Genomic DNA, 25,763 nt, shown 5'->3' with positions numbered 1-25,763 from the left:
GATGCGTGGATGATGGCTGTTGTGAGCCACGTGCACTCCGTACCGGTGCGGGTTCATCCCGAGCCCTGCGAGACGAGCGCCAGTCTCCCGCATCCGCGGCTGCGACCGTATGTCGTGGGTTACGGGGTCTTCCGTTCCGGCTCGGGAGCAGCCGTGCGGCACCGGGTCCTGCCGATGAACCTGGTCACGATGATCGTCGACTTCGCCGGGCCGAGCAGGGTGATCACCGGGCCCCGGAGCAGCCCCATCGTCGAACAGACTGCTTGGGGTGACGGTGTCTCGATCGGATTGACGCCGGCCGGAGCGACCGCGCTCCTCGGCGTACCGATGCGGGAAATCGTCGGCGGCACCCTCGGGCTGGCGGATGTCCTCGGCCATCGGGAGGTGGAGTTGGCCGAGCGGCTTGGGGAGGCACCGGACCGGCCGACGTGGTTCGCGGTGCTGGACGAGTACCTGACCGCTCGGCTTGCCGGCGCCCAGCAGCCGGACGGGTTGACGATGCATTCGTGGTGGCGACTCCAGCGGTCCGCGAATCGGCCCTGGATCAGCGCGTTGGCCGACGAGCTAGGCGTCAGCAGACGCAACCTCGAGCTCCGGTTCCAGCGAGAGATCGGCCTGTCGCCCGGAACTGTCGCCAGGATCGCGCGCTTTCAAACCGCCGTGCACATGCTCACCAGGTCCGTCGGTCTGTCGCGGACGGCGGTCGACTGCGGATACGCCGACCAGCCGCACTTCAACCGTGAGATCCGCGCCATGTCCGGCCTGACGCCGACCGAGCTGTGCGCATTCTTTCAAGACCGGGAACTCGCCTCCCGGTAGCGTCCCCGGGCATGCAGCTCACCGGCAAGACAGCACTTGTGACCGGCGGTTCGCGGGGGATCGGCCGGGCGATCGTGCGTCGACTCGCCCGAGAAGGCGCAACGGTCGTGTTCACGTACAAGGAGAACAAGACGGCCGCCGACGACCTCGTCAGCCAACTCGCGGGCACGATCGCCGTCCGCGCCGATCAGGAAGAGCTCAGCAGCATCTCGGCAATGTTCCAGCTGGTTCGCGACGGCTTGGACATCCTCGTCAACAACGCCGCAGTCAATCCCCGAATGCTGATCGCCGAAATCACCGAAGACGAGCTCGACCGGGTGTTGACGGTCAACACGAAATTCCCCGTGCTGGCCATGCGCGAGGCGGCGCCGATGCTGCGCGACAACGGCCGCGGCATCAACATTTCCACCCTCAACACGGTGGTGCCCGCACCCGGCCACTCCCTCTACTGCGCCAGCAAAGCCGCGCTCGAACAGTTCACCGCAGTCGCCGCACGAGAGTTCGGCGGCCGCGGCATCACTATCAACACGATCTCGCCCGGCGCGACCGAGACCGCCCTGCTGCGCGCCGTCAACCCCCCGGAAGCCCTGGCCCAAACCGCCGCCCTCACCGCGTTGCAACGGCTCGGCCAGCCCGACGACATCGCGGCCGTTGCCGCCTTCCTCGCCAGCCCCGACGCGCAGTGGATCACTGGTCAGAACATCCGCGCGACAGGGGGCCTGCTCCTTTGAGGGAAGCCGGAGGTCGCTGCAACCGGCGAGCCCGGGTTGAGCTCGACGGTCCTTGCGTGCGCCTGTTCAGCGGAGGTGATCGATTGCCATACGACAGTACTGTCGATCACCGATGCCACCTCCCGACTCGTCACGGCGATGGCCGAGGACGCGCTGATGGCCCGACACTGGTGCGGACACGGAAGGAACCATGCTCAGCTTCGAGATCACCCCCATAGGTACCGTCCAGAACGAGAGGACGGACGTTCAACACACGGACAACTGGGGAGCCGTCCGCAGCACGATCACCATTGACGAGCGCTTCGGCGATGCCTGCCTACAGGGTTTGGACGGCTTCTCCCACGTGGAGATCCTCTTCGTCTTCGACCAGTTCCCGGACCACGGCGACTACCGCGAGCCCCGTCCCAACCGCGGCCGTCCCGATCTCCCGCCCGTCGGTGTGTTCGCCGGACGCGGCCCGCGTAGACCGAACCGCATCGGGGTGACGTGCTGCGCCATCGAATCCGTCCACGGCCGCGAATTGACGGTGGTGGGCCTCGACGCGGTCTCCGGCACCCCGGTCATCGACGTGAAGCCCGTGATGGCGGAGTTCCTGCCGGCGAACGTCGAGCAGCCGGAGTGGGTCAGCCGCCTGATGTCGGAGTACTTCCAGCCGTAAGGCGCGCGCCTCCCGGCCGAGAGCCGTTGGTGGCGACGGGGATTCGAAACACACCATCCGTCCTGCTCACGCAGCAGGCCGACGCCGGGAACGACGGGCCAGGTTCCACCACCCGAGCTGCTGCACGGCGAGAGTGAGCAGCCCGGCCAGCACGATCGCGCACACGTTGATGACCAGTTGGACGGCCGAGCCGCCCGCCTCGTCCCAGACGCCGTACGCCCCGGCTACCGCCACGTTCGCGGCCGCCGGGACCGTCGTGACCGAAATCAGCACACCGACGAGGCTGCCGGACTTCTTCGAAGTCAGCGAGAGCATGCCGGCGACTCCGGCCAGCAGACCCACCACCCAGGAGAGCGACGTCCGGGCGCCAGATGAAATCGGTCAGCGGACGATCGGCCAGCAACATCCCCCGGTTGACCAGTCCCATGGCGGTCAGCGCCCAGGTGCTCAGCACCGTGGCCACCATGGCGGCGAGGAAACCCACCACAATGGCCAGAAGTGACCGCCACACGGTGTCGAACCGGCGACGCAGCAACCCCACGCAGATCGCGGCGAGCGGGCCGAACTCCGGGCCGACCACCATCGCACCGACGATGAGGATCGGCTGATCGAGCAGCACACCGATCCCGGCGATCATGGTGGCCACGATGATCAGGACCAGGTAGGTGCCGCTCAGTTCGGTCTGCTCACCGGTCTTCGCCGCGATCTCGTCCCAGACCACCGCGTCGGCGCCGCTGCCGGGCGCCTCCCGCGCCGCGCGGTCGGCGGCCACCGAGATGGCCAACTCGACGTCGTCGGCCGCGATGCCGCCCTGCGCCTCCACGCCCAGCCGTCGCAGCCCCTGCAACACACTGTCCGCGCTCTCCCGGACCACGTCGCAGGTGATGAGATCACCGGCGGGCTGGCGGGCGGCGCCAGGAAGCACCACCAGATGCGTCACGCCACGTTCGGCGGCCAGCAGATCGGCGACCGCCGCCGACCGATCCGGCGTCGCGATCACCCTCAAGTGCAGCACGCTCTCCCCTTCGATCGGCTGGCCGTCCTTCCTGCCGGTCCAGCCGTCGCGACTCTACTGCCCGATGCGCGGCAGGTACGGACCGCAGGCCGGGGCGTGCGATGCGAACGAGCACGGCCATGGTCGTGAGACGCGGAGACGAACGTAGGACGATCGAGCGTCCATGCCGGCAGGTGACCGACGTCAGCAGCGGATCCGGGGTGCCAGCCGGATGTCGGTGGGGCCGTTGCGGTCCAGGTAGGTCGACTCGGCGAAGGCCAGGAAGCGTTCGGCGTCGGCCGCGGTCGAGGCCAGCCCGAAGGACACCCGTACCGCTCCGCCGGTCGGCAGCCGCAACGTGGCGAGGTGCTGGTCGATCGTTTCGGGGCGGGTGCGGATCGTGTCGCGGAGCAGGTCCCGGTCGATGCCGAAGGCGGCCTCGGCCGCGCCGGGGTTGCAGAAGCACCCGGTACGCAGGGCGAGACCGGCCGTCGACGATTCGACTGCGACGAGCCGCTCGTCGACGAGCGAGCCGTCCGGCTGGTGGAAGTTGAACGCCACCGTGCCACCGCGGGCGGTTCCGGTCGTCGGCCCGTAGAGCCGCACCAGTGGTTGACCGTTGCGGTGGCGCAGCGCGGTCAGCTGCTCCAGTAGCCACCTGGTGAGCAGGTCGACCCGGGTGTGGATGAGGTCGACGCCGATCGAGCCGAGCCAGCTCAGCCCGAACTCCACGTCGGGGATGCTGAGGAAGTTGAGGGTGCCGTCCTCGAACCCCGACTCGTCGCCCATCGGCTGGTGCCAGTCGCCCTGGACGCTGACGGCGCGGATGGTGCCGCCGGCGAACCAGGGGCGGCGCAGCCGGGCCAGCGCGTCGCGCCGGGCGAGCAGCGCCCCCACTCCGGTGGGGTAGCCGAAGAGCTTGTACCAGCTGAGGCAGACGAAGTCCGGCCGGACGGCGCTCAGGTCCAGCCGGTTCGTCGGTGCGAACGCGGCGGCGTCGAGCAGCACGTCGTAGCCGTGCTGCTGGGCCAGGTCCACCCAGGTCAGCGGATGCTGCACGCCGGTGAAGTTGCTCTGTGCCGGGTACGCGAACAGCCCCGAACTGCCGGAGCCGCGCCGCCGGGAGCGGCCGGTGAGCCTGCCTCGGGCGGTGGTCAGCGCGGCGATCACGTCGGGTTCGGCCACCCGCAGCTCGGGCCCGGTCAGTGGTACGTAGCGCACCGGCGCGTGAGCTGCGCGGGCGTACTCCCGGATGCCGTTGACCGAGTTGTGGTTGTCCCAGGTCAGCACGAGTGGGCGGCCGCGGCCGAAGTCGTACGCCTCGCCGACCAGTCGGCAGGCGCCACTGGCGTTCGGAGTGAAGATGACCGCGTACTCGGCCGGGTCGGCGCGGAAGAAGTCGAGCACCGCGTGCCGAGCCGACTCGACGAGTGAGCCGGCGGCTTCGGAGGTGGGGTTCTCCGAGTGCGGGTTGCTGTACAGCTCGCTGAGCAGCCGGTCGTGGTGGGCGACGATCTGGGCCCGTGCGACCACCCCGGCCCCCGTGTAGTCGAGGTAGACCCGGCCGTCGCGGTCGAGGTGGCGATACTCGGTGGCGCGCAGCTCGTCGATGCGGGTGGTGCGCGCGTACGCGGTGGTCGCCGTGATACGCGTGCCGGGAGGTGCCGCGGATCCGTGTTCCTCGGTTGTCATGTGGGGTGCGGCCAATCCGGTCGGTGGGTCGAGCCGTCGGCGCTCACCTCCCGAGGATCGCACGACGTCGATGTAACCTGTCTGTCGTAATTCGGCGCCGGCGCAGTAGCCCGACCGGTCGGGCCAACCCCCGCCGGGCCGATCCGGCTCAGGGCGCTCCGGTCCAGCTTGCCGTTGGGCAGGGTGGGCAGCCGCCGCACCTGCTCGAACACGGTGGGCACGGCGACGGCGGGCAGCCGGTCGAGCAGATGCGCGCGCAGGGTCTTCGGCGCCACCGGTTCGGCGCAGACCACGAACGCGACGCCCTGGTACGGAACGCCGACGCCGGCCACGAGCACCGCCGGATGGGACATCAGGGCGTGTTCGATCTCGGCCGGTTCGATGCGCATGCCGCCGACCTTGAGCTGCTCGTCGACGCGCCCGTGGTAACGAAGCAGGCCGTCGGCGCCCAGGCTGACCCGGTCGCCGGTGCGGTACACGGGGCCCCCGGACACCACTCCGGGCGAGGAGATGCACAGCTCGCCGTCGTCGATGGAAATGGTCGTACCGGGGATCGGGCGTCCGATCGGTACCGGGTCCTCCCCCGCCACACACCGGTGCACGGTGCTCCAGACGGTGCACTCGGTGGGCCCGTACTCGTTGTAGAGCGCCGCGTGTGGCATCCGCTCGTAGTGCAGGTCGACCAGGCCGGGCGGGCAGCTCTCGCCGGCCACGATCACGGTGGAGAGGCTGGGCATCGGCGACCGCAACGCCAACCGGTAGAGCGACGGCACCATCAGCGTGTGCGTGGGCCGGTACGCGGCGCCGGCCCGGGCCAGCGCCCGTACGTCGAACGGCCGGTCGCTCGGGATGATCAGGGTGCCGCCGGTGCACAGCGTCCAGTAGATGCCCGCGACGGAACTGTCGAACGAGATCGACGAGCAGAGCAGGAACCGCTGCGGCGGGGGGCCGTAGTACTCCAGACGGGCCTTGGTCGAGTAGCTCAGCGCCGCCCTCGACACGGTGACCGGTTTCGGCACGCCGGTCGAGCCGCTGGTGAACATGGTGTACGCGTCCGGCCCGTCCCGCCAGGGCGAGCAGGAGGCCGGCGGCAGTGACGCCAGCAGCTCCTCGGTGAGGGTGACTCGGGCACCGCCGGCCGAGGCCATCAGTTCCCGGCGGGCCGCCGGGAACGCCGCGTCGACGGGGACGTACCGCGCTCCCGCCCGCAGGACCCCGAGCATGGCCACGACGGCCCACCGCGACAGCCGGGTGTGCACGATCACCGGCTCACCGGCGGTCACTCCCCGCTGTTCGAGGTGCAGGGCGACCGCACTGCTCAGGCCGTCCAGGTCCGCGTACGTCAGGGCCTGCTCGGGATCCACCACGGCCGGCGCCTCCCGGCGCGTACCCAGTTGGGCGGCCAGCGCCTCGGGGATCACCGTCGCCTGCCCACGACCGGCATCCGCTTGATCCCGTGCAGCCAGGCCGACCGGACGCGCTCAGGCTCGCCGGCGGGCTCGAAGGAGGAGAACGTGGCGAACAGTTCCTCGAAGAAGATGCGCAACGTCATCCGGGCCAACGCCGATCCCAGGCAGTAGTGCCGCCCGTCCCCGAATGCCAGATGCCGGTTCGGGTGGCGGTCCGGGTGCAGCGTGTCCGCGTCGGGGAAGACGGCCTCGTCGCGGTTCGCCGACCCGAGCCACACCACGACCGGCTCGCCCGCCGCGACCGGTACACCCCCGACGCTGATGTCCCGCGTGGCCAGTCGCATGAAGTGCCCGGCCGGCGTGGCGAACCGGAGCGCCTCCTCGACCGCGCGGTCGATGCGCTGGGGTTGCCGGGCCCACTCCTCGTAACGCCCGAGGCGGATCAGCTCGGCCAGCGCCACGCGAGGCACGTGCGGGATGGCGGCGGCGCCGCCGAGGAGCACGCTGTAGCAGTTGGCCACGACGGCGCCGGGACGCAGCGGCATGGCTCCCAGCACGTCCACCAGGTCGCCGCGCGGGTGCCGCCGATGCTCGAACAGCAGGTTGAACAGGTAGGCGAACAGCTCCCGGTGGCCGCGCTCAAGGGTCGCGGACGGGCCGTCGGGCAGCATGACGTCCGGGTCGTGTTCGGCCACCGACATGGACACCCACCGGGCCAGGTCGGGCCAGTCGGCGGCCCGGATGCCCATCAGCGGCCCCAGGAACGCCAGCGGCAGGGTCGAGGTGAGCTCGGCGAAGTCCAGGTCGCCGCCGGCCGGGCGGAGCATCTCCCGTACGAAGGAGCGGATGGCCGGTGCGTGCCGCGCCACCGTGCGGCCGGTCATCTGACGTTGCAGCGGCCCGCGGATGAGTCCGTGTCGCGGCGGATCGCTCGCCGCGAACTGCTGGTCCTGCGCCGGCTCCGGCCGGCCGATCATGCTGAGCATCACCCCGCCGGTGGAGGTGAATCCGGCATGGTCGGCCAGGACGGCTCTGACGTCGGCGTAGCGGGTGACCGCCCAGAAGCCGGACCGGTCGTCGACCGGTTGCCAGCCGACCGGATCCGAACGGCGCAGCGCCTGCCACACGGCGTGCGGGTCTCCGGCGCCGTACAGGGCGGGGTCGGCGAGGCGGGCGCCGCCCGGGGGGCGGGTGTGGCCGCACGGCGGGGTGCTCATGCGGCAAGCACCTCGTCGACCAGTTCGGCGATGGTCGGCTTGAGGAACAGCACCGCCGCGTCGACCTCGATGCCGAACTCGTCGTACAGGTCCATCAGCAGGTCGGCGGCGAGCAGCGAGTCCCCGCCGAGGGCGAAGAAGTTGTCCTCGACGCCGACCGGCGTGATGTTGAGCTTCTCGCTCCACAGCCGGGTCAACATCGCCTCAAGCTCGGGTCGCGTGGGCATCTATCTCCTCCCATCGGTCGACGAACCGCCGTAGCAACGCGCGCATCTCGGCGTCCTGGTAGGAGCGGCGGTAGCGCAGGCAGGCGGTGTAGCTGCCGGCCGCGCCCGGTTCGAGCCAGAACGCCAGCCCGTTGACGGGCAGCACCGGCCCGCCCAGGCCGAGCCCGCCGGGGATCGTCAACGGTTCGACTCCCGCGCCGTCGGGCACCTGGATGACCTCGAACTGGGCCAGACTCGGTCCGCCGTCGGCGAACAACGCGTCGGCCTGCGGCACCGCGTCCAGCAGCAGCGGGAACGGGATCTCGTTGGCGTACGCCTCGGCGAACGCGTGATGCACCGCGCCCACGGTCGACGGGCCGAGCCGTACCGGCAGCACGTTCATGTACAGCCCGACGGTGTCCCAGTCGGATCTGCGTCGGCCGTGGGTGAGCACCGGGATGACCGTCTCGCCCTGGCAGAGCGGGCCGAGGGCCCGCGCGAACGCGGTGAACAGTACGACGAACGGTGTGCTGCGCACGGCCCGGGCGACCGCGCCCGCCCGCTCCTGGGTGATGCCGCTCGGTGCCCGGATCTCCGCCGTGCCGAGTTCACCGCGCGCACCCGGGGCGAGCGCCGGGACGTCGGTGAGCATCCGGTTCCAGAACGGCGTGAATCGGGTGACCCGGTGCGGCGGGTGGGTGGCGGCGCGGTGGTGGTAGTACGAGGGCGCCGGTCCGCTTCCCGGCTTCAGGACCTCGCGGACGAGCAGCCGCATCGACCACGGGTCGGAGACGTTGTGGTGCGCCACGAGCAGCAGTTCGGTACCGGCCAGGTACGCCCAGAGCAGGCATCGCGCGTCGGGCGGGTACCGGCCGGCGGCTGCCGCCGCCCACACGTCGTCGACTGTTCGCAGCGGAACCGGCCCCTCCCCCAGTACTGGGTGCCGGGCGACGAGGGCGTCGAGGGCCTGCCGCAACGCGGCGAGGTCGGGCTCTGCCGGCAGCCGGATCCCGCCCAGTGCGACGAACCGGTCGACTTCCGCCGGTGCGCCCGCCCAGGACAGGATGCGCTGTCCGAACGGCTGGTCATGCACGTCGTCCTCCTCCCGTGGCCTTCCCGGCCATGTCGATGGGTACCTGCTCGCGCCGGGCCGGCTCCGGGGTCGGCGGTGGCGCGGCGGCCACTAAGGGGGTGCCGTCGGGCAGGTCGCGCTCCAGCCGCAGGGGCGAGAAGTAGAGCCACAGGCCGGAGGCCCACACGCCGGCCGCGGCGATCCACAGCGTCGGCCGTACCCCGAGCCAGCTGCCCAGCAGGCCGCCGGCCAGGGCTCCGACCGGCATCACCCCGAAGATCACCCACCGGACCGAGGCCGTCATCCGCCCCAACAGTTCCGGCGGGCACGCCCCTTGCCGGTAGCTGACCGCGGCGGCGTTGTAGATGGCGAACAGCGCGCCCATGCCGGCCATGCCGACCGTGTAGGCGATCGGACCCCAACCGGGCTGGGCGGCCGGCACGAGCAGTACCGTCCAGCCGAGCCCGAGCGGGGCGATCCAGATGATCCGTGCCGTGCCCACCAGGCGCGCCAGCCGCGCGGACAGCAGGCCGCCGGCGATCCCACCCAGCGTGGTCAGCGCCATCACCGCCCCGACGGCCTGTTCGTTCAGGTGCAGGTCGCGCACCAGGTACAGGACGGCCAGCGCGAAGATCATCTGACTGAACAGGTTGAGCGACGCCGAGGCCGCCACCAGCCTGGGCATGATCGGATGGCGGAACACGAAGGACAGCCCGGCGGCCAGCTCACGTCGGAAGTCCGGCCGCCGCGTCGCGACCGGTGGTTCCTCTGAGCGTCGGATGAACAGCAGGGACACCGCGTTGACCAGGTAGGCGAGCGCGTCGATGCCCGCCGTACGCGCCACACCCAGCACCGACGCCACGACGCCGCCCGCGCTGTACCCGGCGATACGCGAGACCGAGTACGTGGTGGCGAGCTTGCCGTTGGCGTCGAGCAGCTGGCCGCCGGGGACGACCGCCGGCAGGAAGCTCTGGTGCGCGGTCTCGTACAACACCGTGCAGACGCTGGACAGCAGCGCCACGATCCAGAGGTGGGCCATCGTGACCCAGCCGGCCCAGGCGCCGACCGCGACGGTTGCCACGAGCCCGGCCCGGGCGAGGTGACAGGCCACCATGACCGGGCGTTTACGCATCCGGTCCACCCAGACCCCGGCGGGCAGGGACAGGAACAGGTAGGCGACCATCCGGGTGGCACTGAGGACTCCGACCTCCACCGCGGAGGCGTCCAGGACGGTCACCGCGAGCAGCGGAATGACCAGCAGCGAGACGGCGTCACCGACCTCGCTGAGGGTCCGGCCCGACCACAGCACCATGAAGTCGCGGTTCCGCCACAGGCTTGCGCTCATCGGGCGTCCTCGACGGTGCACCGCAGGAGATCGATCATGGCGGTCAGGAACCGTTCCACATCGGCTCGCCCGTACCCGTCGCGCATCACCCGCAGGGTGAGCTGCACCGACGGATAAGCCCTCGCCACCAGGTAGAAGCTGGCCCCGCTGTACGCGCGGGGTGGGAGCCACTCGATGCGGCCGGGCGTGACCTCGGACGGCTCGGGGTCGGCGTCGTCCGGCGCGGGAATGAAGGTGAAGTAGCTGCCGTGGTCGAAGTCGTGGGGGCCGGCGGCGAACGGGTCGTACACGCCGTGCCGCATGGCGTGTACCGCCGCGACGTTGAGCTCGCGGGCCACCGGGCCGAGCGGGCCGTCGGGATCGCAGGAGGCCAGCATGGGCACCCACTGGGTCATGGACGACACCAGCCGCCGTACCGACGGCTCCAGACGGTTCGCGGACAACTGCCACAGCAGCTGGTCCGCCGCCCCCGTGGTGGCGGCCAGCGCCCGCGCGTACACCGCGAGCAGCAGGTTGGGCAGGGTCACCTGCAGGTGCTGTGCCGCGCGGCGGGCCGCACCGTACGGGATGCCCGTGTGGGCGTACGCCCGCAGCAGTGCACCTCGGGACACCGGTACCCGGGGCACGGCGGTGACGATCTGCCGGCGGTACTCACCGGCCGCGGTCAACCTGTCCCGGAACGCGTCGCTGCGCTGCCGTTCGGCCAGTTCACGAGGTGTGGGGGCGGCACGGAGAGGCTCGTCGCGCAGCAGGGCGTAGAAGTCGGACTCCAGGGTCCGTACCGCGGCGCCGTCAGCCGCGATGTGGTGGATCACCAGCTGGACCTGCGGTGACCCGTCGTCGGCGGTGCGGACCCAGGCCCGCCAGGCCGGCTGCTCGGTCAGGTCGAACGGCTCCCGGACGGACGCCTCCGCGAACCGCACGAGCGGGTCGCGCAGGACCGCCTGGCGCACCTCGCCGGGCTTGTCGGCCGGGCGGTAGACGGTGCGCAGCGACTCGTGCCGCACCGCCAGCGCGGTGAGGGCGTGCCGGACCTGCTCCACGGTGACCCCGGCCGGGATCGGCCACGCGGGATCGAGATTCGACTCCCACAGCTGCTCGGGTGGGCGCACCATGAGGGCCTTCCACATGGAGAGCTGCCCCATGGTGAGCGGGTAGGTGCCCTGAATCCGCATGAATCCTCCAGCTTCGCGGGGATGGGTGGTCACCTCGCGGTGACCACCCACCGTGGTTCTCGTGCTCTCTCAGCTGGCGCAGTCGTCCTTACGCATCGCCGCACCTCCTCTCGTCAGCGCCGTCGATCTCCTCCGGTGATGAGGGTGGATCCGGAGGCACATCGCGGAGTGATGGAGCTTCGGGTCAGGTCCAGCTGACGCCGCGCTTGCCGACGCTGCGCATGGCGTTCCTCCCCTCTGACGAGGCGGCCCCGTGCCCGCCCAGTGAACTCAGCGTCGGCCGCCGCCGGCCTGCGCGACAGGGCTGCCGGCGATCGAGGTTGTTCGAAGTTGTTCGAGCGGCGCCGCGGTCGTCACCGGCGCGGACGCACGCTGCCGCCGCCACAGCGGTACGAGAGCGAGAACCAGCAGCGCGCCCGACAGTCCGCTGAATCCGATGACCGTGGTGGCCGCCCAGCGGTCCGCGGCCATACCCGCCATGACCATCGCCATCCCCTGGAACCCGCTCAGACCGGTGATGGCCACACCGAACGCGCGCCCCCGGTACTGCGCCGGCACGGCCCGGCCGAACAGCGCGTTCAGCGGAATGGCGAAGGCGCTCGCCGCGCCGGCCGACACCAACAGTGACAGCACCACCCACAGCGGCGGAACGAACCAGACCGCCGCCAGCACCCCGGCGGCCAGCACCGCAAGGGGCAGGATCAGTCGCGCCCGAGTCGCCGGTGGGCAGAGCCGGGTGAGAGCCACCCCGCCGAGGGCCATCCCGGTCGGCGCCGCCGCCAGCAACAGTCCGACCGTGCCGGCGCCGCCGCCGTACTGGCTGGCCAGCGGCGCCATCAACCCCTCCGCGGCGTAGGTGAACGCGCTGGCCGTCCAGAGAACGAGGACGTAGGCGCGCAGCCGGGGATCACTCCAGATCACCCGGAGACCGGCAGCTCGGCCGGGACCTGCCGGGTCCACCGCCGGGCGGGGCGCGGGGCGGCGCCGGACCCCGATCATGATGAGAAGCGCGGAGAGCAGGAACGTGCCGGCGTCCACCAGCAGCGCGCCGCGCAGCGACAACAGCGCCACCAGACTTCCGCCGACGGCGAACCCGACCACCTGCACGACCTGGGCGCAGATGTTGTCCACACCGTTGGCCACCGGATACCGGTCACCGTCGAGAACCTCGGGCATCAACGCCGCCCGCGCGGCGACGAACGGCGGCCGCAACAGGTTGACCGCGAAGAGCAACACCACCAGGGCGGGCGCCGCGAGGCCGGGCAGCGCCGCCAACGGGATGAGCGCGGCACGCGCGAGGTCACAGGCGACCAGGACCCGCCTCCGGGGGAACCGATCGGCAAGGCCGGACAGCAGCGGTCCACCGGTGAGCCAGGCCAGATAGGAACTGGCGTACGCGGCCGCCGACAGCGCCGCCGAGCCGGTGCCGGTGTAGACGAGGTACGCCACGGTCACCGCGGTGAGCTGGTCTCCCGCCAGCGACAGCAGGTACGCCCCGAACAGGTAGCGGTACTCGCGCACCGCGAACACCTCTTTGTACGTCGCGGCACGCTCGGTCACGCCGGCCCCCGTCCTGCCCCCACCACCGGCTGTCATCACGGCGGTCGGTGCAGACCGTAGCCGCGCCATCGCCGTACCGGGCGATTGCAGGCGTTCGGGGTCGTTCGGATCCGTTCGAGACTCCGGGCTCAGGTTGGGCAGCAGCAGCCGCCAATCCGGACGAGCATTCGGCTGCGCACGAGCTTGCGCCAGCGCTCACGGACTGGGCCTTGCCACTGATGAAGATCGGGGTTGTTTGAACCGTGCGAGGCATGCTCAGCGGTCGTCAGCTCTGCAAAAAGATCACCCAGCCGTGCTCGCATCGCCGCTATCGTGGCGCGTCGCTGACCCTGGAACCGGTGGTAGCTCGAGTTGGCGCGGGCGTTGTGCCGATCAACCTCTGGCCTATCGCAGCATGCGACACAGAGTGGCTGCGACTACACGACGCGATGGAACCCGCCGAGGTCGGGATGGCGGTACGGACTCTCAATCTATCTGGGCCACTCCCCTGCTCCCGAGGTGGAGTATCGCGGCAAGGTGGTCCGTATCTGGACCGACGGCGAAGACGAGGCGACACCTCCGTCGGACAGGGCCTATGTCGATATCGACCGGCCGGCCCTGCCCGATCTCCTGCGATCGGCGCAGTACGACCTGGTCGGCTTCCTCAGAGCAAGGCGTGACTGGACCGAGGAGATCGCGCCGGAGCACGCTGATCGTCTTGTCGTGGCGCTCGACGCGAAATTGCAGATCAGCGAGCCGCTACCGCTGTGACGCGACCGAGTGTCTGGGCGGCTGCGCTTGGGCCGGCGGCCGACCGGTGGGATCTGTGTATGGTCCGTCGAATGATCTTCGGGAGAGTCTGTTACTGGCGGGGCCTGCCGTGACGTCGGTATTGCGGTGGCCCGTGCTCGCGCCGGTGGTCGCGGTTGGCCTGCTGGTGCTCGGCCTGGCGCTCAACGCCGCGACGATCATCTACGACCTCACGCATTGGAACGTGGTCTACTACCTGCCTCCAGAGGAGGCGGCAAACCGAAACGGTCTTGCCGACCTCGGCCTCGAAGTCATCGACCAACTTGCCTCGATCCTGTCCGGCCTGGCCGTGGCCGGGCTGCTCCTGGCGATGGTGGGGCTCGTACGCGGCAGGACGTGGGCACATACGACGACCTGTGTCCTGACCGCCCCGTTTGCGCTTTGCTGCGGTCTGGCGTTCATCAAGGGTCAAGGTTCCTTCGCCGGCAACCCGGACGACCCGAACACCCTCACGCCTCGGCATACCTCGGTGCCGACCTGGGTCCTCATCGGTGACGCGCTGGGGCCGCCTCTGCTCGTGGGCTCGGCGATCATCGTTCTGATCCTGCTGTTCGTCCCTGCGGTCCACCGACGCTTCTACCCGCCCGGTCGGCAGCGCGACCCGCGAGCGTTCCCTCACCACGAATAGTCACGGTGCGCCCGGCTGCACCGCCGGCGGTCTCCTTGACGGAGATGGCCCCTTCGTCGCTCGAGAGCCAGCGGTAGTCGCAGCTGATCGCGTCCCAGCACTACCGAACCTATTTGCGTACGACCGACGAGGCGGTGCGCCACATGAAGGCGCCGTGCTCGGCGTGCTGCCGCCGGGTACGCGTCAGCCGGGGCGGACCTGGGCTCGCGGCACGGCTGCGGGCGGCTCGCCGTGAGCGGCTGCGGCTCGGGTTCGAGCCCTCGCTCCCCAATCAACGGCACGGGTGGATGCGGGAAGCGTTTGCGGCCGGGCCGGAACTATCGGCGCGCTCCGTCCGGTCCCCCGGCGGCCGTCGCCGTCGCCGCCCGCAACCTCGTGGTAGTCCTGCTCGACGTTGACCGACCAGACGTCGTGCGTGGTGCCGCAGGCGATGTTCTCGGCGGTCAGCATGGCCGTCAGCATCGAATGGTCCTGGTTGTTGTAGCGGTGCATGCCGTTGCGTCCGACGGGGTGCACGTTGGGCACCTCGCGCGCCAGCCAATCCCGGATCACGGCGACGTTGTGCTGGTAGCGCTCGTCGTAGACGGGGTACGCCTTGGGCATCCGCACCACATACCCAGCCTCGACGACGCCGGGCCGTACGAGCCCGAGCCGTTCCAGTTCGCGAGTTCCGGTAGCGATCAGGTCGGCGTCCGGTGTACGCCATGTCTCGTCGTCCTCGAAGACGAAGTACTCCAACCCCAGGCAGGTGCGGCCGTCCTTGACCAGGTGCGGCGACCAGGAACCGAAGTTCTGGATCCGGCCCACCTTGACCGCCGGGTCGTGCACGTAAATCCAGTTGTCGGGAAACGAGAATTCCGCGGGCACCACGAGCGCGATGGTCAGGAAGTCCCGATAGCGCAGGTCGGCTGCGGCGGCCAGCACCTCCGGTGGGGCGGCGGGGCGCAGGGCGGCGACGAGTTCCGAGATCGGCATGGACGAGACGACGTGCCCAACCGGATATGACCGCTGGCCCGCGCCGTTCACGGTGACGGCGACCGCTCGGCGCCGCGCCGGGTCACGGTGCACGGCGGTCACCCAGGTGCCGGTGTCGATCTGGCCACCCCGCCGCTGCACCTCCTCGGCGCAGCGCTCCCACATCATCCCCGGCCCGAACTTCGGGTACTGGAACTCCTCGATCAGGCTGGTGACGTCCTTGCGGTTGCGTCGGGGCAGCAGCGCGTTGCGCACCGCCTTGGCCAGCGACAGGTTCTTGATGCGCTGAGCCGCCCAGTCGGCCTGCAACCGGTGGGCCGGCATGCCCCACACCTTCTCCGTGTAGGTCTTGAAGAACATCGAGTAGAGCCGCCAACCGAACCGGGCCGACACCCAGCCCTCGAAGTGCGACTGGTCCTTCGGCGGGCGCAGCCGAGCCCGGGCGTACGAGCCCATGCAGAGCGCTGCTTCTCGGATGCCGAGGTTCCGAAGCGCGTTCGCCGCACTCAGTGGGTAGTCGAAGAGGGAACCCCGGTAGTAGATCCGGCTCATCCTGGGGCGGAGCAGGAAGTCCTCCTCAGGCAGGATCTCGTGCCAAAACTCCTCGACCCGGGGCACCTTGGTGAAGAACCGGTGCCCGCCGATGTCGAACCGCCAGCCGTCGCGCTCGACGGTGCGGCTGATCCCGCCGACGACCTCGTCGGCCTCGAACACCCGTACCGGGACACCCCGGGCGAGCAGCTCGTACGCCGCGGTCAACCCCGCCGGGCCCGCACCGATCACCACCGTACGGTGCTCTTCACCCATCCCCGCTGCTCCCCTGCTCCCGGCCGTTACGGAGCGCCCGCTTACCCGGTCTCCGGGCGATGTCACCCCGATCTCGCCACCCGCCTGACCGCGACGTGTCAACCGCCGGGAAGTGGGGATGTGGCAGCAGGCCGAGGGGCCGGAGCCAGGAGAGACATGATCGGCAGCGGGCAGGGCGACGTCGCCGGGCGCGGCGCGCCGCCGCGGCGCGCCCGGCTGGCGGGAACCCCGCGTCACCTGATCGGCGGCGCGGCCCGGATGGTGGACCGTGTGCCGGCCCCGTGGCCCTTCCTGGTCGCCGTCTTCATCGGTACGAAGGTTGTGCTCACCCTGATCGGGGTGCTCGCACTGAACGTCTTCGACGCAATACCGTGGGCGCCGCCGCCGGACGAGATGCTCATGCGTGAGCAGCAGCGGGACATCTCCGGGCACCGCTGGTTGTCGCTGTGGTTCGCCTGGGACTCGTTCATCTACGACCACCTGGCCCGGCTGCCGCTCACCGAGCCGTGGAGAGACTTCGGTTTTCCGTTGCTCTACCCGTTCCTGGCTCGGTCGCTGGCCCCGCTGCTGGGCGGAAACACCCCGCTGGCGTTGCTCCTGATAGCGAACGTGGCGTTCCTGCTGATGCTCTACTACGCGTACCGGTTGGCGGAGCGGCTCATCGGCGGCGAGGCGGGTGCCCGCCGGTTCGTCCGCTACCTGGTGCTCCTGCCCGCGGCATTCCTGTTCCAGGCGGCGCTGACCGAATCACTCTTCCTCTGCCTCGCGCTGGCCGCCTTTTACTACGTCGAGCGGCGTCGCCTGCTGGTGGCCGGCGTAGTGGGCTACTTCCTGGCCATGAGCCGCTCGGTCGGGTTCCTCGTCGTGGTCCCGCTCGCGCTGGTCCTGCTGCGCCAGCATGGTTACCGGCTGACCCCACCGGCGCTGCGGGGGTACGTACGCGCCGGCTGGCCGCTGCTGTTGGTGCCCGCTGGGTGGGTCACCTTCATGGCGTTCTGCCGCTGGCAGGGCGGGGACTGGTTCGCCTACAAGCGCGCCCAGGAGGAAGGCTGGGGAATTTCGGTGCAGAACCCGCTCTGGGTCGTCTGGCACGGCCTGAGCTCACCGCCCGACGCGCTGCGGGTGCTCCTGGCGGTGGCGGCCCTGGCCGTGCTGATCGCGGGCGCCCGCTCGATCGGCCTGCCGTACCTCGTCTACGGGCTGATCATCGTGATCGTGCCGCTGTCGATGGGGCCGCCGGTGTACAAGAGCCTGCTGCGCTACCTCCTCGCCGCGTTCCCGGTCGCGCTGGTACTGGCCCGCTCGGCCCGGCACGTCAGCGTCGACGTCTGGCTGAGCGTCGCCCTCGCTCTGCTCCAGGTCGCGCTCTTCGTAATCTGGTTGGCCTACTGGGCCCACTTCATCATCTGATCGTGACCCTGTGCGCTCGGCGCTGCCCGGATCCGACGCCGCAAGCCGTTTTCATCACCGCGCTTCGCGCTGCTCCAGCCAGTAGCCGGCGAGCGCGAGCGCTATCAGGGCGTCCTGCGTGAGCAGCGAGGCCGGTAGCCCGAGCAGCCGAAGTGGCGGGCCGCCCTCCTCGTACGGGGACGTTCCGGGCACGGCCAGGGTCAGGTTGAACGCGCCGTAGCGCAGCAGCGGCAGCATGGCCGCCGCACCCGTCGCCAGCCGCCGGTCCTCCCGCACCCCGCGAACGAGCAGCCACAGCATCACGAGACCGGAGCAGCTTGCCCCGATCACCTCCGCCGTGCCGTGCCACCGAGCATGCGGGCCGTAACCCGGCCCGAAGGTGTGCCGCCGGTTCCAGTCGGCCAGCCACGGCACCACGGTCATCGCTGCGGCACTGGTAGTCAGCAGGTACCGGCCCCACCTTGATCGCATGGCTCTTTTCCCATCCTCGCGACTCCTCGGCCGAGAGCCCATCCCCACCGACCTTCGCGGCGAGCACCACGAATGTCTGCAGCTCTGCTGGCCTGCCCGGTGTCGACCATGACAAACCCGGACGGGACGAGTGCCCTAGCCGACAAGTCCCAATGGGCGCCGTACCGCGCCGTAGTGCTCGCGGGTTCGGCCTGTCCCTTGATGTTCAGTTCGCAGGCGGTGCCGGTCGGGTAGTCGCGATGGCCCTGCCTGCCGTGGCTCCATCCGTGCAGCCCGGAGTGTGAGTCATGGGCTCTCGCGGGGTCCGTGTTTCGGTGAGCCGTCGCTGAGCTGGGCTGCCACGAGTTCGCGGATCTGCTCGTCGGGGTCGTTCAGGAGATCGGTCAGGGTCTGGGTGATCAGCTCTGGCTCGACGCCCGAGGCTTCCTCGATGAGCGCAACCAGGGCGTAGTAGCGGGTGTCGGCCTCGTCATCCCGGCACAGCAGCTGCAACGCCTTCGCCGCGTGGGGCTCTATCCGTTCCTCATCCACCAGCGACGGCAGCGCCGTAGCGACGTGGAACCGAACCCGCCAGTGCGGGTGGTCGACAAAGCGCAGAACATCCCCCAGGGCCTCCCTGGCGCGGTTGTACCCGAGGGCGGAGATCACCCAGCCCAAGACACGCGGATCAGCCTCGCGGTCCAGCCGTTCGATCAGCAGCGGTATGCCCTCACGGCTGAAGGGCCTACGACCGGCGACGTCGTGGTCGCCGAGCTCCCGCAGGATCCGCACTCCGAGTTCCCGCTCGGCCGGATTGTCGCGAGCCACGAGTCGTACGGCGACGTCGAACACCTCTCGGGTCGGCCGCGCATGCAGAGCGACCAGGTGGGGCACCGGCTCGTCAGGATCCGCCACCGACACCTCGCTTAGCGCACCCGCAAGCAGCTCCGCGGTCGACAGCTTCGAAAGGTCGACGGGATCGCGCGGAGACGTCACTCCCCAAGTGTCACTCACCGGTCGCAAGATCAGCGTGTCGCGGAGGTCATCGACATGGCCTCGGTTGCCGCGTCGGCCTCAGCCCGGTGGCTGCGTGGCCGCGTCGCCGGTCTGCTCGCGCCACTGCCCGCTGTCGGCCCGGACGAGACGTTGCACCATCGAACGGGCATCGTCCTCGGTGTCGAACTCCCAGCGGAGCACCTTGCCGGTCTCGGAGTCGCCGGCCCTGGCCACGACGTGCCAACGGACCTCGCGGGCGAGCCAGACGTCACGCCGGGTGAGTCGTCCCCACACCCCGTTCCACCAGCGTGCCACCAGCTCCTTCGCCACCCGGTCATCGTACATATGTTCGATCGCCCGTCGCCGGCCGGTCCCGGCCCGCATCGCCGCAACGGCGGGTAACCGTGTGCGCGCCTGACGGATACCTCCCGCCAGGCGCGCACACGCGCCGTTCAGCAGCAGCGGGATACGGCTCCGCTGGCCGCCGGCTCCTGCTCCGCCTCGGCGCCGCCCGGTTCACCGCAGCGGCATTCACCCTCGGTCGCCTTGGTGAGGGTGCCGGCGTCCGCCTTGACGGTGTAGACCTCCCAGGGCTCGTCGCCGGGGCCGCGTACCCAGACCTTGTCCTGAAGGGCGTAGCAGCACTCGGTGTCGTTCTCCTCCAGGGTGATCAGACCGGAGTCGGCGAGACGCTTGGTGGCGGCGTTGACGTCGTCGGTGCTGAAGACCTCGACGCCCAGGTGGTCCATGACGGTTGGCCGGTCGGCCTCACCCTCGATGAGTACGAGCTTCAGGGGTGGGTTCTCGACGGCGAAGTTGGCGTAGCCGGGGCGGCGCTTGGCCGGCTCGACACCGAACAGCTTCGAGTAGAAGGTGACCGAGCTTTCGAGGTCGGATACGCGCAGGGCGAGCTGGACACGGGACATGAGTTCCTCCTGCTAACCAGGGATCAACGGACGTAGAACTCGCGCAGTACGGCGGTGCGGCTGCGCTCGTAGTGGGCGCCGGCGCGGCAGGCGGCGGTGCACACCTGGCCGCACGACTCACACAGCGTCAAGCCGCGGAGATGGCTGGCATGACGACGGCGAAAGAGCTTGATCATCACCTGGCCCCTGTCTAGATGGTTTTCGAATCAGTCCCCACTGTTGCAGCCTGTTTTGACGTCTGTCAAGCTAGAGAAATGTCGAAACAGAGTCTGCCGGTCGTGGATCTTCAGGCGGTGGCCTGCTGCGCCCCGCTGGCGGTCCGCCCGATCGACGCCGAGCAGGCGGCGGTGGTCGCGCCGATGTTCAAGGCCCTCGGCGACCCGGTCCGGCTGCGGTTGATGTCGATGATCGCCTCGGCGCCGGAGATGTGCGTGTGCGATCTGACCCCGGCGTTCGACCTGTCCGGGCCGACCATCTCCCACCACCTCAAAGTGCTGCGTGAAGCCGGCCTCGTCGACTCCGAGCGTCGTGGCACGTGGGTGTGGTACCGCGTCAGGCCGGAAGCGTTTCGCCAGCTCGGCGCGCTGCTCGACCTGCCCGCCACGACCGCCGCCGCCGACGCGTGAACCTCACCCTCGCCCGACGCGCGTCAGCCGAATTCGTCGGAACCGCGCTGCTGGTCGCCGCCGTCGTGGGGTCCGGGATCACCGCCACTCGGCTCTCCCCCGACGACGTCGGGCTCCAACTACTGGAGAACGCGATCGCCACCGCCCTCGCACTGGGCGCGCTGATTCTCATGCTCGGGCCGGTGTCCGGGGCACACTTCAACCCGGTCGTGTCCGCCGTCGACTGGTGGCTCGGCCGCCGTACCGGCACCGGACTGACCGGCTCGGACTTCGCCGCCTACACCACCGCACAGGTGGCCGGCGCGATCACCGGATCAATACTGGCGAATCTCATGTTCGACCTGCCGGCCGTCGCGTGGTCGCAGACCGACCGCGCGGGCGGAAACCTGTGGCTCGCCGAGGTCGTCGCCACCGCCGGCCTGGTCGTCCTGGTCTTCGCCCTCGCCCGTAGCGGCCGGACCGCCACAGCGCCTGCCGCGGTGGGCGCCTACATAGGTGCCGCCTACTGGTTCACGTCGTCCACCTCGTTCGCCAATCCCGCAGTCACCATCGGCCGCGCCGTCACCGACACGTTCGCCGGCATCGCCCCCACCTCGGTGCCCGGCTTCGTGCTCGCCCAACTCGTCGGCGGCCTGGTCGCCGTCGCCGCGCTCGCCGCCTGGTACCCCCACGCCGGGAGCGCGGCTGACTCCGTTGTCATGCCCCACCTCGCCCAGGAGACCGAAGCGCGATGAGCGACAAGCCCAGAGTCCTGTTCGTCTGCGTCCACAACGCCGGTCGCTCCCAGATGGCCGCCGGCTGGCTACGCCGCCTTGCCGGCGACACCATCGAGGTCCGCTCGGCCGGCAGCGAACCGGCTGAACAGATCAACCCGGTGGCCGTCGAGGCCATGCGCGAGGTCGGCATCGACATCACCGACCAGACCCCGGTACGGCTCACCTGGGACACGGCCGAAGCCAGCGACGTCATCATCACGATGGGCTGCGGCGACAGCTGCCCCATCTTCCCCGGCAAACGCTATGAGGACTGGAAACTCACCGACCCCGCCGGACAACCGATCGACATCGTCCGCCAGGTCCGCGACGATATCCGGAGTCGAGTCAGCGGCCTACTCGCCAACCTTCAGCACCAGGGGTGACGTCCGAGACCTGCTGAGCAGAGCAGCTAACGGCCGCGGCGCGGCGGCCCCGAAACCAGCCGTCCGGCCTGGAGTTCCCCGTCCTGCTGCGACTGATCGACGAACGGTCGACCGCCTTCCGGACGGCGATCGCGAGCTCTCTTCGACCTGCTCGTGGCATGGAAACCGGTCCGGTACCCGACTCAGGACGGCTGGCGCGCGGCGTGGGTTCGGATGAGTCCCTCGACGCCGCGCAGGAAGGTCTCGGAGATCAGCACCGGGTCGAAGAGGCAACCGGCCGCCATGGCGCCGTCGCGGAGCATGACGAAGTGCCGCGCGGCGGGCTCGGCCTCGCTCTCCTGGATGTCCGCCAGCAGGGTGTTGATCGTGTCGAGGAACCACTGTCGATGAGCGAGGACGGCCTGGTGCACGGGGTGGTCGGGGTCGGGATACTCCGCGACGGCGTTCAGGAAGGCGCAGCCGCGAAAGCCGGTGGACTGGATGTCACGGGCGATCGACTCCGCGATGGCCCGGAGCGCGTCGGGCGCCGGTAGGCCGGCGGCGGAGGCCGTTGCGACGTGGTCGCGGATGGCTTGATCGGCCGCCTGCAGATAAGCGACGACGAGGTCCTCTTTACCCGGGAAGTGACGGTAGAACGTGGCCCGGGTCACTTTCGCCTCGGCGATGATCCGGTCGACGCCGACCGAGTGGATGCCCTCTCCGTAGAAGATCCTGGTCGCCGTGGCGAGGAGTCGCTCTCGCGCCTCGGACGGCCGGGCTCCAGTCTCGCTACGCACCATGCTCCCATGGTAGCGAACAGAACGTTCGGTCACTACCTTCCGACCGCCGGCACACCCACCCCGCCCGACCACGATCACGCCCTGGACGCACCAGCTCGCCGGCGACACGCGAGAGCGTGACGTTCGGCGGCACCCAGCCGATCACAGACAGGTGGGTAGAACGTTCGGTCTTGACAGGGCGGCGCGCGCTCGCTACGTTCGATTAGACAGAACGTTCGTTCTACTGGGTGGTGTTTCGGCCGTACCCGTGCTGGTGGCGGTCCCCCTCAGGAACCACCGAAAGGATGACCATGACCACCGTTGCCGCCCCTGGCATCTCGACGACGGCCTCCGCCCTGCGGCGGCTGTACTTCGTCCGCTTCGCGTTCGCCATCGTCTGGGCCGGCGTGACGTTTGCGGTCGCCAAAGACCTCAACCCTCTCGCCGTCACGCTCTTCGTGATCTACCCGCTGTTCGACGTCGCCGCCGCCATCGTCGACGCCCGCGCATCCCGAGCCACCGGATCGCCGGCCCTGCTGTACGCGAACATCGCCGTCAGCCTGCTCGCCGCGATCGGCCTGGCCGTCGCCGGCACCTTCGGCATCCCAGCGATGCTGCAGGTTTGGGGTGCCTGGGCGATCGTGGCCGGGCTGATTCAGCTGGTCGTGGGTGCTACCCGTCGCAAGATGGGCGGCCAGTGGCCGATGATCATCAGCGGTGGCATCTCCGTACTCGCCGGCGGGTCGTTCCTCGCGGCCGCCTCCGCGGACAACCCGGCGCTGACCAACGCGATCGGCTACGCCATCCCCGGCGCCATCTTCTTCCTCCTCTCGGCCATCCGCCTCGGCCGGGCCGCGAAGGCCAACTGAGATGGGTAACACCACCTATGACGTGGTCGTGATCGGCGCGGGACCGGTCGGGGAGAACGTCGCCGACCGGGTCGTGCAGGGCGGCTTGACCGCCGCCGTCATCGAGCGGGAACTCGTCGGTGGTGAGTGCTCGTACTGGGCCTGCATGCCGACGAAGGCGCTGCTGCGCAGCGCGACCGCGCTCCGGGCGGCACGGCAGGTGCCGGGCGCGCGGGAGGCGGTGACGGGCGACCTGGACGCGTCCGCCGTGCTGGGCCGTCGCGACGCCTTCGTCTCGCACTGGTCGGACGACGGGCAGGTGTCCTGGCTCGACGCTGCCGGGATCGCACTGTACCGCGGCCAGGGACGGATCAGCTCCGACCGGGTCGTCGAGGTGACCGATGCCGACGGCGCCTCGACCTCGCTCACCGCCCGCCACGCGGTGGTCGTGACGACCGGAAGCAGCGCGCTGGTCCCGGACGTCACCGGGCTGCGCGAGGCGGCACCGTGGACCAGCCGGGAGGCGGCCGCCGCGAGCGAGGTTCCCGGGCGACTCGCCATCATCGGTGGTGGCGTGGTGGCGACGGAGATGGCGACCGCGTACGCGAATCTCGGATCGGTGGTGACGGTGCTGGCCCGTGACGGTGTGCTGCCGCGGGCGGAGCCGTTCGCCGGTGACCGGGTCACGCAGTCGTTGCGGGACGCCGGGGTGTCGGTACGCCTCGGCGCCGAGGCCGTGTCGGTGAGCCGCGCAGCGGACGGCACCGTGCACGTCACGCTCGCCGACGGGGAGCAGGTCGAGGCCGACGAACTCCTGGTCGCCGTCGGTCGTACGCCGAACACGCACGACCTCGGCCTCGACCGGATCGGCTTGACGCCCGGTGCGTGGCTCACGGTCGACGACACGCTGCGGGTCCTCGACGACGACGGGGCGCCGGTCGGCGACGGGTGGCTGTACGCGGCCGGTGACGTCAACCGGCGGGTGCTGCTGACCCATCAGGGCAAGTATCAGGCGCGCGCTGTCGGTGACGTGATCGTGGCCCGGGCAAAGGGCGAGAAGCTCGACGACGGCCGGTGGGGCCGGCACGTGGCCACCGCCGATGAGCGTGCCGTGCCGCAGGTGGTCTTCACCGATCCGGAGGTCGCGTCGGTGGGGCTGACCGCGGCGGCCGCCGAGGCGGCCGGGTTGCGGATCCGAGTCGTGGACTACGACCTGGGCGCCGTCGCGGGAGCCACCCTGCACGCCGACGGCTATCAGGGGCACGCCCGGATGGTGGTCGACGAGGACCGGCGCGTGATCGTCGGTTTCACGCTCGTCGGTCCGGACGTCGCGGAACTGCTGCACGCCGCGACGATCGCCGTCGTCGGCGAGGTGCCGCTGGATCGCTTGTGGCACGCGGTGCCGTCGTACCCGACCGTCAGCGAGGTGTGGCTACGCCTGCTCGAAACGTACGGCCGTTGACCTGCGCCGTGCGGATCACCGCCCGGCTTCCCGACGGTACGGGCCGGGCCTTCCCGGTCGTGCCGCCGCCAACTCCCGTACCACTGTCGTGAAGGGACAGATCTTCCATGCGTTTGCGTTTCTCCCGTCGTGCGGCCGTCGTCAGCACCGCCGCGCTCGCTCTGCTCGGTGCGGCGGCCGTCCCGGCGATGGCCATGAACGCCGGCAAGCCGGGCAGGTCGCCGAAGCCGACCGTCGTGCTCATCCACGGCGCCTGGGCCGATTCTTCGAGCTGGGCCCCGGTCATGCATCGGCTTCGCCATGACGGCTATCCGGTGCGGGCCATCGCCAACCCGTTGCAGGGCCTGACCAGCGACACCGCGTACGTCACGAGTTACCTCGACACGATCGACGGCCCGAAGGTCCTTGTCGGCCACTCCTACGGCGGCGCGATCATCACCAACGCCGCCACTGCCGTTCCTGACGTGAAGTCGCTGGTCTACATCGCCGGCTTCATTCCGGCCAAGGGCGAGACCATCGGCGAGCTCGCCGCGAAGTCCACCCCGGCGCTGCCGCTGATCTCGACCCCGGTTCCCGGCGGCACGGAGGTCGTCATCGATCCGGCCAAGTTCCGCGACGTGTTCGCCGGCGACGTGGACAAGACCACCGCCGCCGACCTCGCCGCCACTCAACGTCCGGCCAACACCGACGCTGTCACCGACGCCAGCGCAGTGGAGGGCTTCCGCACCATCCCGTCGTGGGCCCTCGTCACGCGCCAGGACCACGCCATCAACCCGGATCTTCAGCGGTTCATGACCGCCCGTGCCAACGCCCGCACCACGGAGGTGGACGCCTCGCACGCGGTCCTGCTCAGCCGCCCCGACGCCGTGACCAGGGTCATCGAGCAGGCCGCACGGTGACCCCCGGCGCTTGGACGGGCCCCCGCAACACCACGTCCTGAGCCGGAGAACGATGGCGGCGGTCCGCTCGACCTCAGCGAGCGGACCGCCGCCCTTGTCCGTTGCGGGCGGAGAAGAGAGCAGACACCATGATCCACAGCGGGATGGCCGCGATCCGCGAGACCGTCGGGCTC

The 25,763-nt window shown here is 70.2% G+C and carries 28 protein-coding genes and 1 pseudogene; 12 read left to right on the top strand and 17 right to left on the bottom strand.

Translation table 11 applies throughout. The features are described 5' to 3' along the window. Positions 1-9: 9 nt before the first annotated feature. The 3 genes from ABZS42_RS21810 to ABZS42_RS21800 all read left to right on the top strand — a co-directional run bounded on the left by ABZS42_RS21810 (position 10) and on the right by ABZS42_RS21800 (position 2,208). Positions 10-819 (top strand): helix-turn-helix domain-containing protein, encoded by an 810-nt coding sequence (locus ABZS42_RS21810; RefSeq protein ID WP_355147982.1) that lies wholly within the window; start codon positions 10-12, stop codon positions 817-819. A gap of 11 nt (positions 820-830) precedes the next feature. Then, entirely contained in the window at positions 831-1,550 is a 720-nt protein-coding gene (locus tag ABZS42_RS21805) for an SDR family oxidoreductase (RefSeq protein WP_355147980.1), read from the top strand. 190 nt (positions 1,551-1,740) lie between these two features. Further along, entirely contained in the window at positions 1,741-2,208 is a 468-nt protein-coding gene (locus ABZS42_RS21800; RefSeq protein ID WP_355147978.1) for an SAM-dependent methyltransferase, read from the top strand. A 66-nt stretch (positions 2,209-2,274) separates the two neighbouring features. Here the strand turns inward: ABZS42_RS21800 and ABZS42_RS21795 are convergent, their stop codons facing one another. The 10 genes and pseudogenes from ABZS42_RS21795 to ABZS42_RS21750 all read right to left on the bottom strand — a co-directional run bounded on the left by ABZS42_RS21795 (position 2,275) and on the right by ABZS42_RS21750 (position 12,878). Beyond that, the gene (locus ABZS42_RS21795) at positions 2,275-2,523 is read right to left on the bottom strand and encodes a DUF389 domain-containing protein (protein WP_355148012.1); all 249 of its coding nucleotides are present in this window, start codon (positions 2,521-2,523) and stop codon (positions 2,275-2,277) included. A gap of 157 nt (positions 2,524-2,680) precedes the next feature. Beyond that, a pseudogene (locus ABZS42_RS21790) lies at positions 2,681-2,791 on the bottom strand (DUF389 domain-containing protein); the annotation flags it as partial. Positions 2,792-3,406: 615 nt separating this feature from the next. After that, positions 3,407-4,894, bottom strand: a complete 1,488-nt coding sequence (locus tag ABZS42_RS21785; RefSeq protein ID WP_355147976.1) for an aminotransferase class V-fold PLP-dependent enzyme — start codon at positions 4,892-4,894, stop codon at positions 3,407-3,409. Beyond that, on the bottom strand, positions 4,891-6,315 hold the full coding sequence (locus ABZS42_RS21780) for an amino acid adenylation domain-containing protein (RefSeq protein ID WP_355147974.1): 1,425 nt from the start codon (positions 6,313-6,315) through the stop codon (positions 4,891-4,893). Before ABZS42_RS21780 ends, ABZS42_RS21785 begins: the two co-directional genes overlap by 4 nt. Next, positions 6,312-7,520, bottom strand: a complete 1,209-nt coding sequence (locus ABZS42_RS21775) for a cytochrome P450 (protein ID WP_355147972.1) — start codon at positions 7,518-7,520, stop codon at positions 6,312-6,314. The genes ABZS42_RS21780 and ABZS42_RS21775 overlap by 4 nt, the downstream gene beginning before the upstream one ends. Further along, positions 7,517-7,747: a phosphopantetheine-binding protein gene (locus tag ABZS42_RS21770; protein WP_355147970.1), complete on the bottom strand. Its 231-nt coding sequence runs from the start codon at positions 7,745-7,747 to the stop codon at positions 7,517-7,519. The genes ABZS42_RS21775 and ABZS42_RS21770 overlap by 4 nt, the downstream gene beginning before the upstream one ends. Beyond that, complete coding sequence (locus tag ABZS42_RS21765) at positions 7,725-8,819, bottom strand: hypothetical protein (protein WP_355147968.1); 1,095 nt, start codon at positions 8,817-8,819, stop codon at positions 7,725-7,727. The genes ABZS42_RS21770 and ABZS42_RS21765 overlap by 23 nt, the downstream gene beginning before the upstream one ends. Beyond that, a complete protein-coding gene (locus tag ABZS42_RS21760) occupies positions 8,812-10,143 on the bottom strand; it encodes an MFS transporter (RefSeq protein ID WP_355147966.1) in 1,332 nt (443 codons plus the stop codon). The genes ABZS42_RS21765 and ABZS42_RS21760 overlap by 8 nt, the downstream gene beginning before the upstream one ends. Then, positions 10,140-11,318, bottom strand: a complete 1,179-nt coding sequence (locus ABZS42_RS21755; protein ID WP_355147964.1) for a condensation domain-containing protein — start codon at positions 11,316-11,318, stop codon at positions 10,140-10,142. Before ABZS42_RS21755 ends, ABZS42_RS21760 begins: the two co-directional genes overlap by 4 nt. Before the next feature lie 270 nt (positions 11,319-11,588). Further along, positions 11,589-12,878 carry an MFS transporter gene (locus ABZS42_RS21750; protein ID WP_355147962.1) on the bottom strand — a complete coding sequence of 430 codons (1,290 nt, stop codon included), beginning with the start codon at positions 12,876-12,878 and terminating at the stop codon, positions 11,589-11,591. Between the two features lie 498 nt (positions 12,879-13,376). On the opposite strand from ABZS42_RS21750, the gene ABZS42_RS21745 reads away from it, so the two are divergent. Together ABZS42_RS21745 and ABZS42_RS21740 are read left to right on the top strand one after the other, a co-directional pair. After that, the gene (locus ABZS42_RS21745) at positions 13,377-13,628 is read left to right on the top strand and encodes a hypothetical protein (protein WP_355147960.1); all 252 of its coding nucleotides are present in this window, start codon (positions 13,377-13,379) and stop codon (positions 13,626-13,628) included. Positions 13,629-13,761: 133 nt separating this feature from the next. Beyond that, the gene (locus ABZS42_RS21740; RefSeq protein ID WP_355147958.1) at positions 13,762-14,295 is read left to right on the top strand and encodes a hypothetical protein; all 534 of its coding nucleotides are present in this window, start codon (positions 13,762-13,764) and stop codon (positions 14,293-14,295) included. A 183-nt stretch (positions 14,296-14,478) separates the two neighbouring features. On the opposite strand, the gene ABZS42_RS21735 is transcribed toward ABZS42_RS21740, so the two are convergent. Continuing rightward, positions 14,479-16,077: an NAD(P)/FAD-dependent oxidoreductase gene (locus ABZS42_RS21735; RefSeq protein ID WP_355147956.1), complete on the bottom strand. Its 1,599-nt coding sequence runs from the start codon at positions 16,075-16,077 to the stop codon at positions 14,479-14,481. A gap of 156 nt (positions 16,078-16,233) precedes the next feature. Here ABZS42_RS21735 and ABZS42_RS21730 point away from each other — a divergent pair, with 156 nt between their 5' ends. After that, positions 16,234-17,487 carry a hypothetical protein gene (locus ABZS42_RS21730; RefSeq protein WP_355147955.1) on the top strand — a complete coding sequence of 418 codons (1,254 nt, stop codon included), beginning with the start codon at positions 16,234-16,236 and terminating at the stop codon, positions 17,485-17,487. Positions 17,488-17,541: 54 nt separating this feature from the next. On the opposite strand, the gene ABZS42_RS21725 is transcribed toward ABZS42_RS21730, so the two are convergent. From ABZS42_RS21725 to ABZS42_RS21705, 5 genes are all read right to left on the bottom strand, one after another. Then, complete coding sequence (locus tag ABZS42_RS21725; protein ID WP_355147953.1) at positions 17,542-17,910, bottom strand: hypothetical protein; 369 nt, start codon at positions 17,908-17,910, stop codon at positions 17,542-17,544. Positions 17,911-18,243: 333 nt separating this feature from the next. Continuing rightward, positions 18,244-18,933: a HEAT repeat domain-containing protein gene (locus tag ABZS42_RS21720; protein WP_355147951.1), complete on the bottom strand. Its 690-nt coding sequence runs from the start codon at positions 18,931-18,933 to the stop codon at positions 18,244-18,246. Between the two features lie 78 nt (positions 18,934-19,011). After that, positions 19,012-19,263 carry a hypothetical protein gene (locus ABZS42_RS21715; RefSeq protein ID WP_355147949.1) on the bottom strand — a complete coding sequence of 84 codons (252 nt, stop codon included), beginning with the start codon at positions 19,261-19,263 and terminating at the stop codon, positions 19,012-19,014. A gap of 122 nt (positions 19,264-19,385) precedes the next feature. Further along, positions 19,386-19,859 (bottom strand): ArsI/CadI family heavy metal resistance metalloenzyme, encoded by a 474-nt coding sequence (locus ABZS42_RS21710; RefSeq protein WP_355147947.1) that lies wholly within the window; start codon positions 19,857-19,859, stop codon positions 19,386-19,388. A gap of 23 nt (positions 19,860-19,882) precedes the next feature. Further along, positions 19,883-20,038, bottom strand: coding sequence for a hypothetical protein (locus tag ABZS42_RS21705; protein ID WP_355147945.1), 156 nt, complete (start codon positions 20,036-20,038; stop codon positions 19,883-19,885). A gap of 75 nt (positions 20,039-20,113) precedes the next feature. On the opposite strand from ABZS42_RS21705, the gene ABZS42_RS21700 reads away from it, so the two are divergent. From ABZS42_RS21700 to ABZS42_RS21690, 3 genes are read left to right on the top strand one after another with little or no spacing between them, the layout of a single operon-like run. Continuing rightward, entirely contained in the window at positions 20,114-20,485 is a 372-nt protein-coding gene (locus ABZS42_RS21700) for a metalloregulator ArsR/SmtB family transcription factor (RefSeq protein ID WP_355147943.1), read from the top strand. Next, positions 20,482-21,219, top strand: coding sequence for an MIP/aquaporin family protein (locus tag ABZS42_RS21695; RefSeq protein ID WP_355147941.1), 738 nt, complete (start codon positions 20,482-20,484; stop codon positions 21,217-21,219). The genes ABZS42_RS21700 and ABZS42_RS21695 overlap by 4 nt, the downstream gene beginning before the upstream one ends. Then, positions 21,216-21,623, top strand: coding sequence for an arsenate reductase ArsC (locus ABZS42_RS21690; protein ID WP_355147939.1), 408 nt, complete (start codon positions 21,216-21,218; stop codon positions 21,621-21,623). The genes ABZS42_RS21695 and ABZS42_RS21690 overlap by 4 nt, the downstream gene beginning before the upstream one ends. A 182-nt stretch (positions 21,624-21,805) precedes the next feature. Here ABZS42_RS21690 and ABZS42_RS21685 read toward each other — a convergent pair whose 3' ends face one another. Further along, on the bottom strand, positions 21,806-22,402 hold the full coding sequence (locus tag ABZS42_RS21685) for a TetR/AcrR family transcriptional regulator (protein WP_355147937.1): 597 nt from the start codon (positions 22,400-22,402) through the stop codon (positions 21,806-21,808). A 290-nt stretch (positions 22,403-22,692) separates the two neighbouring features. Here ABZS42_RS21685 and ABZS42_RS21680 point away from each other — a divergent pair, with 290 nt between their 5' ends. The 3 genes from ABZS42_RS21680 to ABZS42_RS21670 all read left to right on the top strand — a co-directional run bounded on the left by ABZS42_RS21680 (position 22,693) and on the right by ABZS42_RS21670 (position 25,590). Beyond that, the gene (locus ABZS42_RS21680) at positions 22,693-23,250 is read left to right on the top strand and encodes a hypothetical protein (protein ID WP_355147935.1); all 558 of its coding nucleotides are present in this window, start codon (positions 22,693-22,695) and stop codon (positions 23,248-23,250) included. A 1-nt stretch (position 23,251) separates the two neighbouring features. Continuing rightward, positions 23,252-24,691, top strand: coding sequence for an NAD(P)/FAD-dependent oxidoreductase (locus ABZS42_RS21675; RefSeq protein WP_355147933.1), 1,440 nt, complete (start codon positions 23,252-23,254; stop codon positions 24,689-24,691). Positions 24,692-24,798: 107 nt separating this feature from the next. Continuing rightward, positions 24,799-25,590: an alpha/beta hydrolase gene (locus tag ABZS42_RS21670; RefSeq protein WP_355147931.1), complete on the top strand. Its 792-nt coding sequence runs from the start codon at positions 24,799-24,801 to the stop codon at positions 25,588-25,590. Positions 25,591-25,763 lie beyond the last annotated feature (173 nt).

This window comes from Micromonospora sp. NPDC005367 (assembly GCF_040606825.1).
Classification (GTDB): domain Bacteria; phylum Actinomycetota; class Actinomycetes; order Mycobacteriales; family Micromonosporaceae; genus Micromonospora.
The sequence above is the reverse complement of the archived record's forward strand: the minus strand, read 5'-3'. Positions and strand labels throughout refer to the sequence as shown.